The sequence below is a fragment of the Amycolatopsis sp. cmx-11-32 genome, from assembly GCF_047608695.1.
Taxonomy (GTDB): domain Bacteria; phylum Actinomycetota; class Actinomycetes; order Mycobacteriales; family Pseudonocardiaceae; genus Amycolatopsis.
On sequence record NZ_JADNQN010000024.1, the window covers coordinates 1 to 11,105 of the forward strand.

The 11,105-nt window shown below is 69.1% G+C and carries 8 protein-coding genes and 1 pseudogene; 2 read left to right on the plus strand and 7 right to left on the minus strand.

All coding sequences use genetic code 11. From position 1 onward, the window contains the following. Window positions 1-372: 372 nt before the first annotated feature. Window positions 373-882 (minus strand): DUF4394 domain-containing protein, encoded by a 510-nt coding sequence (locus ACM6LR_RS38200; RefSeq protein WP_414945527.1) that lies wholly within the window; start codon window positions 880-882, stop codon window positions 373-375. A 415-nt stretch (window positions 883-1,297) separates the two neighbouring features. Between ACM6LR_RS38200 and ACM6LR_RS38205 the strand changes: the two genes are divergently transcribed. Continuing rightward, window positions 1,298-1,708, plus strand: coding sequence for a hypothetical protein (locus ACM6LR_RS38205; RefSeq protein WP_414945528.1), 411 nt, complete (start codon window positions 1,298-1,300; stop codon window positions 1,706-1,708). Between the two features lie 163 nt (window positions 1,709-1,871). Here the strand turns inward: ACM6LR_RS38205 and ACM6LR_RS38210 are convergent. The 5 genes and pseudogenes from ACM6LR_RS38210 to ACM6LR_RS38230 form a co-directional block, all read right to left on the minus strand. Next, window positions 1,872-2,387, minus strand: a pseudogene (locus ACM6LR_RS38210) (AfsR/SARP family transcriptional regulator); the annotation flags it as partial. Window positions 2,388-2,472: 85 nt separating this feature from the next. Then, the gene (locus ACM6LR_RS38215) at window positions 2,473-6,456 is read right to left on the minus strand and encodes a TIGR02680 family protein (RefSeq protein WP_414945529.1); all 3,984 of its coding nucleotides are present in this window, start codon (window positions 6,454-6,456) and stop codon (window positions 2,473-2,475) included. Continuing rightward, entirely contained in the window at window positions 6,453-7,673 is a 1,221-nt protein-coding gene (locus ACM6LR_RS38220) for a TIGR02678 family protein (protein WP_414945530.1), read from the minus strand. The genes ACM6LR_RS38215 and ACM6LR_RS38220 overlap by 4 nt, the downstream gene beginning before the upstream one ends. Next, window positions 7,670-9,163, minus strand: a complete 1,494-nt coding sequence (locus tag ACM6LR_RS38225; protein ID WP_414939580.1) for a TIGR02677 family protein — start codon at window positions 9,161-9,163, stop codon at window positions 7,670-7,672. Before ACM6LR_RS38225 ends, ACM6LR_RS38220 begins: the two co-directional genes overlap by 4 nt. An 86-nt stretch (window positions 9,164-9,249) precedes the next feature. Beyond that, window positions 9,250-9,579 carry a hypothetical protein gene (locus ACM6LR_RS38230; RefSeq protein ID WP_414939581.1) on the minus strand — a complete coding sequence of 110 codons (330 nt, stop codon included), beginning with the start codon at window positions 9,577-9,579 and terminating at the stop codon, window positions 9,250-9,252. A 108-nt stretch (window positions 9,580-9,687) separates the two neighbouring features. On the opposite strand from ACM6LR_RS38230, the gene msrA reads away from it, so the two are divergent. Next, window positions 9,688-10,182 (plus strand): peptide-methionine (S)-S-oxide reductase MsrA, encoded by a 495-nt coding sequence (msrA, locus tag ACM6LR_RS38235; protein ID WP_414939582.1) that lies wholly within the window; start codon window positions 9,688-9,690, stop codon window positions 10,180-10,182. Window positions 10,183-10,439: 257 nt separating this feature from the next. Here msrA and ACM6LR_RS38240 read toward each other — a convergent pair whose 3' ends face one another. Next, on the minus strand, window positions 10,440-11,036 hold the full coding sequence (locus ACM6LR_RS38240; protein ID WP_414945531.1) for a TetR/AcrR family transcriptional regulator: 597 nt from the start codon (window positions 11,034-11,036) through the stop codon (window positions 10,440-10,442). Between the last annotated feature and the right edge of the window lie 69 nt (window positions 11,037-11,105).

The following is an 11,105-nucleotide window of genomic DNA, read 5'->3' on the forward strand; positions in this document are numbered from 1 at the left end:
CAGAACCCTTGTCATCCAAGAGGTTCAAGGAAGCGTTGATCTCCTCCAAGACTCTTGGGTTGGTTGTGTCTTCGAGTAGTGCCACAGGTGCGGCTTTGTGAATGTCCACTCAGCGAACATACAACCGGCCACCGACAGTTTCGGGTCGTGCGGACAACGTGGATGTCGCCGATTTCCGGCAACGGTTGGAGGGAATCAAGGGTTCAGTGCGCCGCGTCGGCGACGGCATCGAGTTCCGCTTGGCCGGCGCCTCCTGCTTTAGCCCGACATGTTCAGCTCACGCTCCACCACCCGCAAAACATCTTTCCAGGTTCGCGCGGCTGTTCGTTGTCCGGCCGAGACCGAACACCGAACAGCACGACCCCCGAGGACTCAGTGCGTGTCGAGTGCGACCGCGACGTCCCCGATCGGCAGCGGGAAGTCGCCGACCTTGGCCGCCGCGCCGGTCAGCAGGTTGACGGTGGAGAACGTCGACGGAGAGCCGCTCGGCGGGTTGAGCACGGCGAACACGGTCGCCGAGGTCGTCTTGCCGTTGGTCAGGTCGCTGTGGATGTCGAAGCCCGCGAGCGGGCCGGTGTCGAAGCCGAGCGCGCCGGTCGGTGCCAGGAACCCGTTGTTGGCGGGCGATTGGATGAACACCTGGTCGGTGTTCGTGCCGATGACGAACAGTGCGGTGGCGGTGTCGGGGTTGACGTCGTTGTTCGTGTAGGCGGCGGCCGTGACACCCCTGGTGGGTCCGCCCTGCGGCGGCGTGGTCAGGATGGTGTCTTCGATCGTGGTGTGGTCGCCGAGGTTGTGCCGCAGGTTCTGGCCGTGGTCGCTGATCACCCGCAGCCGGTCGGCGGCCGGGTTGAAGTCGACACCGAAGTTCGTGCCGTACAAGGGAACACTGAGTTGTGAGACCTTCGTGACGACGACGTCGGGCGTCGCGGGCGGGGGTCTCTATCGGGTAGACGCGGCCCTTGTTCCCCACGCCGTTCTGTACCCGGAAGTCGATCCCGATCAGGTTGGTCTCCTCTGCCGGTGGAGAACATGGCCATCAGCTTGCCGTCCGACGAGATCGCGAACGCTTTCGGGCCGGCGGTCGGTGCCGAACTCCCGCTCACGGTGCCGACGAAGGGCGTCGCCGCGATCATGGCCTTCTTGAGCCGTGCCTTCATCGGTACTCCCCTTCAATGCAAATCATTGCGCCACAAGCTAATCGGTGGCTTTGGACGTCGATTAGACCCGGCGTCCGGCGGATTGCGGGTGCGGGGGACCGGCGCAACAGTGGGAGACAACGGAATCAGGGGGAGCGATGACGATCAAGAACGCCGCTGGCGTGGTGGTTCTCTTCGCGGGGCTCACGTTCGTCGCGGAAGGTGAGGCGAATGCGGCACGGGGCTGCGCTTCCGGCGTCGAGACCATCAAGCCGGCCGTGCTTGAAGTGCCGGTGAAGTGGACCTGCGCCTACGGCCTTTCCTGGTGCGCGGACGGCGGAAAGATCACCTGGGCCGAGCCGTCGGTGACGCCGCGGGTGCACGACCCGGCCTGCCGTCGGGGAAACGGTTCTTCACGCGTGCGCCCAATGCACGGCGAGTGCGGTCTCCCGGCACCCGCGGTTCCCGTGACGGCCGCGATCGCCACCGTGCCACTGGAACCCGCCGCCCCCGGTACCAGTTCGTCCAAAATGGACAGTTCGGTGGCCCCGGCCGGTGAACCAGGGTAACTGCCGCGGGACGCCAGGGGCGGGACGCGGGTTCGCGGGCGGTTCCCCGTCGTCGAGCAGGGCGGCGTGGGCCGAGAGCCGGAAAGTCGTCGCCCGCTGGCCCGAGCCGGGCCTGGGCGGGTTCGTCCAGCGGCTGGTCCGCGGCGGCTTCGACCAGGTCGGTCAGCACCTCGCGGGCGGCGCCGATGGCGAGCATCGCGTCGCCGTACCCGGCGAGCGGCGATCGGCGTTCCGCGACCAGGGACACGACCCTCGGATGCGTTGTGAGCGAAGGGAGATCGGCCAGCGGTCTGCCGCGCCACCAGCGCGGGGCCTCGCCGAACAGGGCCGCGGCCCGGCCCGTCTCCGCGTCGCGCCGGGCGTCGTTCGCCTCGGCGACGAGCCCGCGGACGTGGGGAAGGTCGACGTCGATGGTGTCCCAGCGCAGCGCGTAACCACCGCCGACATGCGGCAGGAGCTCGCTCCCGGACTGAGCGGGGCCCGCTCGGGTTCCAGCAGCCGCCGCAGGTGTCTGGAGGACGTTCACCGCACTGTGCGGCGGCCGTTCGCCCCAGAGCGCGTCCGCCAGGTCCTGCTTGGACATCGCCTCGCCGCCGGCGAGCACCAGCAACCCCAGCACGGCCCGGCGGCCGGGTGGGCCGAGTTCGAGTTCCGTGCCGCCGCGCCACGTCGGCGCCATCGGAGGAGAACGTAGTGAGCCATCCCGCGTCGCACAAGGACGAACCACGGAAAGGGCTCCGCGACCGGCTTCGGAGCCGCTCAGGCTAATGTCCGGCGGGCAGGAGGTCGTGGCCGTTCCAGGTGAACCGGGCCGTGGTCACCGCGTCGTCCCCGTCGCCGCCGGTGATGAGCTGGTGGATCCCGACGCCGCCGAGTTCGGCGTAGGTGCACCACTCGTGGTCCGACGTCAGCATCAGGTCGAGGTCGAGCACGGACAGCAGGCCGAACACCTGCCCCCGGTTGGTGGTGTCGACGCCGACGAACACCTCGTCGAGCAGGATCACCCTCGGCGCCTCCGGCACGGCCTGGTAGTGCGCGGCGACGGCGGCGAACAGCGGCAGGTGCAGCGCGATCGCCTTCTCCCCACCGGAAAGCGCGCCGTGCAGCTTCTTGGTCAGCAGCTGCCAGCCCGCCCCGTTCGCGCGGTCCAGCTTGACCACGAACCGGTGCCAGGACGTGTAGTCGAAGACCTGCGCGAGCTGCTGTTCCCAGCTGGTCGCGGTGTCGTCCGCCTTCGCCTGCTCGACGCGCTCGCGGAAGAACTTGTGCAGCGATTCGCGGTCTTCGGTGGTCAGCTGATCCGGATCCTTCAGCAGCAGGTCCCGCGCGGTCTTGGTACCCGGCGGCAGGTCGGGGGAGACCTGCCAGACCAGCCGGACGGCGACCCTCGACGCGGTCCGCACCCGCTCCAGGCGCGCGTTCATCCCGTCGACGAGGTCTCCTGCCTGCTGGATCCGGGCCGCGAGATGGCGGCGGGTGTCACCGGTCAGCGTCTTGTCGAACAGGTCGCTCTCGCGGCCGGTGATCTCGTGCCTGCTCTGTTCCGCTTCCGCGTAAAGGATCTTCAGCAGTTCGGCGGCGCCGACCCGCAGCCCGTCGACGACGGCGGTGAAGATCTGGACGTCCTCGTCGGTCTCCAGATCGAGTTCCGCGCGCGAGCTGAGCGTGTTCCGGCAGGTGTGCACGGCCTCGGAAAGCCGGTGCAGCGCCTCGCCGAGGTTGCTCGGCGCGTGCGGCACGGACGGCCAAGCCGCGGCCACCAGGCGAGCTGTGTCGAGAGCCGCCCGCACCCCTTCCGAAGCGGACAGGGTGGCCTGGAACTTCGGCAGGTCCTCGATTCCGCCGTCGGCGGGGAAGACCCCGGTGGCGAGCTTCCGGAACCGGAGCGCGGTGGCGTCCTGCTTCGCGGTGGCGTCCTCGCGGGCCTGCGCGTCGGTCGTGCGCTGGACGCCGAGCGCGCCCAGCCGGACCGCGAGCTTCTTCGCGTCGGAGTTCGCGCCGCGGAGTTCGTCGGCGAGTTCACGCAGTTTCGTGCGCAGGCCGTCGATTTCGGCGAGCACCTCGCGCTGGCCGGTGCCGACGGTGCCCTCGATCGCGTCGAGCATCGCGGTGAGCTTGGCGCGTTCGGTCTCCGCCTCCGAAGCCTCGTCCTCGCGGCGGGTGGCGTTCGCCTCCGAACGCTCCGCCTGCTCGGCGAACGTCTCGGCCCGCTGGGTCGCGGTGAGCAGGTTCCCGTGCTCGTACAACCAGTTCTCGCCCTGGTCGGAGTAGGTGCGCAGGGCCGAGGCGAGCGCGGTCAGCGGCGCGCGTTCGGTCGGCAGACCGCTCTCCGAAGCCTGGCCGGTCAGCTCGTGCAGCGCGGTCTTTGCTTCGATCTCCAGCGCGGAGACGGTCGTTTCCCGATGCCGGACGTCGGCGTCGGCGGCGGTCAGGTCGGCCTCGGCCGTGGTCAGTTCTCCAGTCGCGGCAAGGAGATCTTCGTGGCCGGGCCGGGCGGCGCGTTCGATCTTGATCAGTTCGCGTCTGCCGCGCAGCGCGGCCAGTTCGCCTTCCAGCTCGGCGATGGTCTTCTCGCGGCCGGAGATCTCGTCCCGCAGTCCGGCGACCTTGCGCTCCCGGGCCCGCAGGCGGGCGGAAGCGCCGATGTACGCCGGTGCCTCCTTCGCCCAGCTGCCTGACAGGCTGCCCATCCGCCAGCCGCCGTCCGCGCCGATCGCGGCGGGACCCGCGGGCAGCGTGTCGTCGAAGGCGATCACTTCCAGCACCCGCCGGACCTTCGCCGGGGCGACCCCGGCGTCGGGTTCCGGTACGAGGACGTCGGCGAGCGAACGGCCGGACGCCGCGGGCAGCGTCCCGGTTTCGGCGAGCACGTCGTGCCCGTCGACGACACCGTGGGAGTTCACCCAGGCGTCCAGCAACCCGGCGCCTTCGAGCGCGGCTTCGATCCCGGCGTGCGTGTCCTCCGGGACGGAACCGGCGAAGTCGACCAGTCGCCACAGCGGCGCGCCACTCATCTCGGCCCGGTCCGCCGTCCGGGTCTTCGGCGACGCGGGGGCGAGGACGTCCTCCGTTTCGAGCACACTCGCCTCGACCAGGAGTTCGTCGTGCTCGGTGCGCGTCGTGGCGAGCGCGGCGCCGGTCGCCGTCTCCCGCCGGACGATGTCCTCGAGCACGGCCTCGGCGACCGCGCTGATCTCGCCCAGCAGCGAGACTTCCGCCTCGGCTTCCCGCACGAGTGCTTCCGTGTCGGGGAAACGCAGCTCACGGCAGCCGATCGCCCACTCGGCGAGCCGGGTGCGCAGATCGCTCAGCGCGAGTTCACGTGTCGCCGTCGTGAGATCCAGTTTCTCCCGCGCGGCGGAGAAATCCGACCTCGCCCGGTCCAGCTCGGCCTCGGCCTGGTGACGGCGGCCGACGGCGCGTTCGTGCTTGTCCAGTGCCCGGCCGAGGGTCTCGACCTGGTCGCGTTTGCCGCGGACGGCGGCCTGCAGCAACGGACGCAGCCTGCCCGGTTCGCCCATTCCGGCGACGAGTTCGTCGTGCACCCCGGCCAGGTTCGCGCGGGTCGCGGCGGCCCTGACCTCCATCTCCTGCGAGCGGACGAGGTCGGCCTGCCGTTTCGCGACCTGCCGCGCCGCTCGCGAGCGCTCCTCGTCGGCGTCCGCTTCGGCACGGAGCCGGTCGGCGTCCGCGCGGAGCGTTTCCGCCTGCTCCCGCGCGGAAACCGCGCGCTGTCGCAGTTTGTCGAGTTCCTGGCCCTTTTGGTACGACTCGGATTCGGTCAGTCCCGAGAGGCGGGCTTCGGCTTCTGCGACGTCCTTTTCCAGCTTCGCCGCGCGTTCCTCGGCGGCTTCCTTGCTCGCGGCGACCTCGTCGTACTCCTCGGCCGAACGGCGGGCGGCCGCGGCGAGTCCGTCGAGTTCGGCGGTCGCGGTGATGAGGTTCGCGGCGCTCGCGCGCAGGACGCGCTGGGCGTAGGTCTTCTGCCGCGCGGCGAGCGCGCGGGTCGCGTCGACCTCGGTCTCCAGCGAGCCCAGCTTCTCTCGCTGCGCGTCGAGCCGTTCGAAACCCTCGGCGAGATCCGCGATCTCCTGCTGCCCCAACGGCGGGAGCGCACGGGACAGCAGGTTGGACAGCAGGCTCGGGTCGAGCCGCTGCGAGAGTTTGGGCATCCGCAGCTGGAGGAGCGCGGTGATCAACGCGTCGTACCGCTGCTCGCTCAAGCCGGGGAACAGTTTCGCGCGGATCTCGGTGCGGTAGTCGGCCGCGCCGGTGTGCACGGTCCCGCGTTCGCCGAGGTGCTCCTCCAGCGCGTTCTTGGTCAGCGGCTGGCCTGCCTCGTCGACCAGTGGCAGGCCGTCGCCGACGCGCAGTCCGGTGGTGAAGAAGTCGGCGTGCACCGTGCTGGTGTGCGTGCTCGCCTGCAGCCGCGCGCCGCAGGTGAACCACTTGTCCTCGCCCCTGCGGAATTCGAGCCACACGTACCCGACGCGCGTGGCGCCGGAAGCGCCTTCGCCCATCAGGTTCCAGTGCATGCTGCGTTCGCTGGTGCCGAAGGTCGACAGCCGGTTGGCGCGCAGGCTCGCGTCGAACAGGAACGGCAGCAGCAGCTCCAGCGCCTTGGATTTCCCGCTCCCGTTGGGGCCGCGCAACAGCAGTCGCCCGTCGTGGAACTCGAAGATCTCGTCGTAGTAGCGCCAGATGTTGAGGATGCCCGCACGGGACGGGATCCATCTCGTCACGGTCACGTCGCCTCCTCGTCTCGATCGGTGTACCTCGCGGCGGCCGGGAGTGGCCGGACGAGTTCGGCTTCGACGCGGACCAGCCCGAAGCCGGTCAGCACCGCGAGCGCGTCCACGGTCAGCCGTCGCACGCCGTCCTTGCCCCGGTAGGTCTTGGCCCAGCGCGGGAACCGTTTCAGCAGCTTGACGGTGGCTTTCTGCAGGTAGTCCGTCGTCCGCGGCTCGTCCAGCGCGTCGAGCAGCAGGAGCGCGGCGACTTTGGCGTTGCTGCCGTCGTCCGGGAACTTCTCGTCGGTGGCCAGCCCGTCGACGTCGACGAGCAGCACACCCTCCGCGCGTTCTTCGAGGACGAAGCCACCCTGTTCCGCGGCGCGGCGCAGCAACTGACGTCCGGTCGGCGACCGGAGGTACGCGCGCTCCTCGGCGCTCAGTTCGTCGAAGTAGAGGACGGGATCGTCGACGAGACGGCGGAAGACCGAATGCCGGAGCCACAGGTTCCGCTGGACGTCGGAAGCGCTCGGCGTGTCCTCGTGGCGCCCCGACGAGAGGCCGTAGCGCTGCTCGTACGACACCGCGTCCAGCAGCTCCTCGAACCGCAGCGCGACGTCGTCGGCGGGCACGGCCAGCTGCGACGGCCCGACCGGGGCGGCGAGCATCCGCAGCAGCAGGGTCGCGTCGACCCGGAACAGCGCCTTCGCGGTGGATTCGTCCACAAAGGACTCCGGGTCCCCGTCGGCGACCGCCAGGACACCGAAGGACTCCAGCAGTTTGAGGACGTCCACGAACGCGACGCGCTCGGCCCGCGAGGTGACGTCGAACGTGGTGACGAGGTCGTCGGCGGCACTCGCCCTGGCGACACGGTCGGCGAGCAGGCCGATCGTGGTCACCGGCACCGTGAGCAGTTCGGCCGCGACCACGCACAACAGGACGTAGCGCCGCCGGTCGAACGCCTGCCTGCCGGACCGCGGCCGCCGGGCGGGGCGGCTGGGGTCGTCGGCGGCGCGGACCTTGACCAGCCGGGCGTAGCCGAGCCGGGGTTCGACGGTGAGCGTCCAGCCGCAGTAGTAGTCGAACCACTGCCGGATGGGCTCGCGGCGGCGCCGGATGAGGTCGAAGGTCTCGGGGGCGCCGCGTTCGCCGATCAGCGGCGTGGCCAGCATCGCCCGGATTCCGCGTGCGACCTCTTCGCGCTCCGCGATGACCAGTTGGTTCGTGAGGCTCACGCACCGCCTCCGGCCGTGCTGATCTCGATTTCGTAGTCGGGACCGCGGAAGACGCCGCTCGTGGTGGTCAGGCGCGCGACCGCGCCGTTCCGCGGCGGCCGCAGGACGATCTCGATCTGGCCGTCGGATGTCGTGCTCCGCCGGGCGCCGCCCGTGCCGGGACTGTTGCCGAGTGCCTGCCCCAGCAGGTCCAGAAGCCGCTCGAAAACGGTGTGGTCCAGCTTCTCGAACGCCGAAAGCCGCACGACCCCGCCGGTGTCGAGCATGCTCCACGCCGCCTCGAGTTCGGCGCGCTCGGCGATCGCCTGCCGCACTCGTGCCGCCCGGACAGCGGAGACGTCACGGACCCTTCCGGTCTTGGTGAACCGCTCGGTGCGGCCGGCCGACCGGAGCAGTTCCGACACCTCGACCGGCGGCGCGTCGAGCCAGGACGCCGTCGTGCTGACCACCTCCGGGTCCGCGTGGGCGAGGTGCGCGTGCCGCGCGGAACTGAGCCCGAACATGGTGGACCACAGGCGATGCAGGTCCTCCTGAGCGGGGACGACGGTGAACCATCGCGCCAGCTCACGGAAATCCGCGACCGCGCTGCTCGCCCGGCGTCGCGACTCGGTGATCCGGTCCAGGACCTGGAGGAGCGTGATGATCGCCCGCCGCGCGACCTGATGGAGGTTTTCGACCCGCGGCGCCGCGCCGTCTTCGGGCAGGAACCACGCGCGAAGCCCGTCCCAGCGGGCTTTACGGACTTCCAGCCAGCGCGGGTCCGCGCTCGGCAAAGCCGCCCCGTTGAGCGCACGCCGGCGCACGCGCTCGACGCCATACTCGTCGATTTCCTTGATGCGGGTGGCGATGGTGTGGGTGTGGTGCTCCAGGTCGTTCAGGAACTCCTGCAGATACGCCACCGTGGATGCCTTGACCTCGTGGAACGTCGCGAGGTCGGCTTCGGCGTGCAGCAGGCGCTGGAGGTCGCCGTTGAACCGCTTCGTGTTGTCACGGAACGCCTCGAGGTGGCTCTCGATTTCGGTGAGCGTGCTGAAAACACGCCTGTCGGTGCCGTCTTCCAGCTGCTTGACGAGTTCACCGAGCCGCTCGCCCAGCGCGTCGAGGGTGGCCGTCTGCAGCCCACCCGTCGCGTTGAGCACTTCGTTCGCGCGGACCACACCCGCGTACGCCGCTTCGCCGAGCCGGGTCAGCGAGTACTGAAGATTGCGGCGTTCGTACTCGGAGGCCGTCCGGTAGTCGCCCGCGTGGTTCTGGACGATGTCGAGGTGGCCTTGGCTCCGCAGCTGGTCCAGCGCCTTGACCAGGTCTTCGTCGTCCAGCGTCTCCAGCCAGCCGACTTCCCGCAGCCTCGTGCGGAGGTCGTCGATGCCGAGCGCCGTCTCGAGCCGTTCGTTCGCCTCGCCGAAGGCGTGCAGGATCGCCAGGGGGAGCCCGGACCTGCCGCCGTCGGTGAAACGGAACATTTCGGGCGGTACCCGGATCGGATCCATGCGACCTCCGGCGATGATGCGTGGAGCTACACGTTAGGGGGTCACCCAGGCGAGTCCGAACGGCCCATCTTTTTCACGCTGCGTACTCATGTGGTGAAAAGGCTGAGGTGCACGGTGGTCCCCTCGACAGCGACCTTGCGAGACACACGGCGACCGTCGATGAACTGACTGTCCTCCATGACACCGGGTGCGAAGTGGGACGCCTTGAGCAGCTCCGGCACGTCCTCCGCCGGAAGAGTGAGGGCGACGCGGTACATCACGTCGATGCCCCTCTCGTACTTCGTCTCCAGCACCTCGCCGCTCGCGGGCATCGAGATCCCGCCGAACCGGAAGGCCTCCTCGGGTGACGGTGCGGGGTCTTGCGTCGTCGTGCAGCCGGCCAGCAGAAAGACCAGGGCCGCGAGCAGGAGCTTCACGCATCGTGAGACGCGCGGTGGACGTAAGCGTTCCGTCACACTTGGGCGGGGATGACAGGGACGCCCTGGCGCGTTCTACTGGATGTCGACGACCAGAGGAGAACCACAGTGACGGAAAAGGCTGTTCTCGCGGGCGGCTGCTTCTGGGGCATGCAGGACCTGTTCCGCCGCCACCCCGGAGTCGTCTCCACCAGGGTCGGTTACACCGGCGGAGACGTGCCGAACGCGACCTACCGCAACCATGGCTCGCACGCCGAAGGCATCGAGATCGTCTTCGACCCGGCGCGGCTCACGTATCGCCAGATCCTGGAGTTCTTCTTCCAGATCCACGACCCGACGACGCTTGACCGTCAGGGCAACGACCTCGGCGCCAGCTACCGCTCGGCGATCTACTACACCGACGACACCCAGAAGCAGGTCGCCGAGGCGACGATCACCGACGTCGACGCCTCCGGCAAGTGGCCCGGCAAGGTCGTCACCGAAGTGACCGAGGCCGGTGACTTCTGGGAAGCCGAGCCCGAGCACCAGGACTACCTGGAGCGCATCCCGAACGGCTACACCTGCCACTACGTGCGGCCGGAATGGCAACTGGGCGAGCGCTGAGTCCAAGTCCGTGAAGGCCTCCTTAAGGGACCCAGAGTCCCTTAAGGAGGCCTTCACGGACCCAGAGTCCCCTCAGGCGAGGAGGTCCTGGTGTTCCTCGTGGCCACCCCTCCGGTGAACGCGCGTACCTGCTCGACCAGTCCGGACTTCGCCGCAAAATCCATACCAGACCTTTCTCGACTCCCGCGAAGTCTCGGTGCCGACGTCCGAGACCGCGGTCTCGCAGAAAAGCTGCGCTTCAACGAGAACGCGATCTTCTACACGGTGCGAGAACTACCTGTCACCTGGTGAAGGTCACTCAGGCCCGCTTTGACTTGTTCCGGCGTCATGCCTTCCCGTCGCAGGTAGGCGTACTGTGCCGCCGCCAGTGGTGCGAGCAGTGCCTCCGCCCGGAATCGCGCATCCGCTGCCGGTTCGATTTCGCTGATCAGCGCGACCAGGTGACCGCGGTGCAGCCGGTACGCGCCGGTCACGAACCGCGCCATCGACGTCTCGGTCTCCGCGACCATCAGCAGGTCTCCATGCGTCTCAAGCCTGTCGACGTACGCGCTTATGAACGCCCGGAGCCGTTCTTGCGGCGGCGCCCCCGGTCCCAAGGGTGGCGGCCCGCTGATGAACGCCTCCTGGAACTCGCGCTCGTTCTCGTCCAGAAGCGCCTGCGCCAACGCGCCCTTGTCCGGAAACCGTCGATACACGGTCCCGATCCCGACGCCCGCCTCGGCCGCGACCTCGTCCAACACGAGCCCCTCGACTCCCTTGGCCGCCACAAGCTCGGCCGCGGCCCGGACGATCTTCCGCCGGTTGCGAGCCGCGTCCGCCCGCTCGACCGGTCCGGATCCTGCGATGGGAAGCACTCGGTGAGCTTAGTCGGTAGACAAGTGGAACTTTCTCCGCTTAACTAAGCGGAGAAAGTTCCACTTAAG

Coding starts and splice junctions, on each gene's coding strand:
- ACM6LR_RS38205 (WP_414945528.1), top strand. CDS start 1,298: ATGACGATCAAGAACGCCGCTGGCGTGGTGGTTCTCTTCGCGGGGCTC.
- ACM6LR_RS38225 (WP_414939580.1), bottom strand. CDS start 9,163: ATGGATCCGATCCGGGTACCGCCCGAAATGTTCCGTTTCACCGACGGC.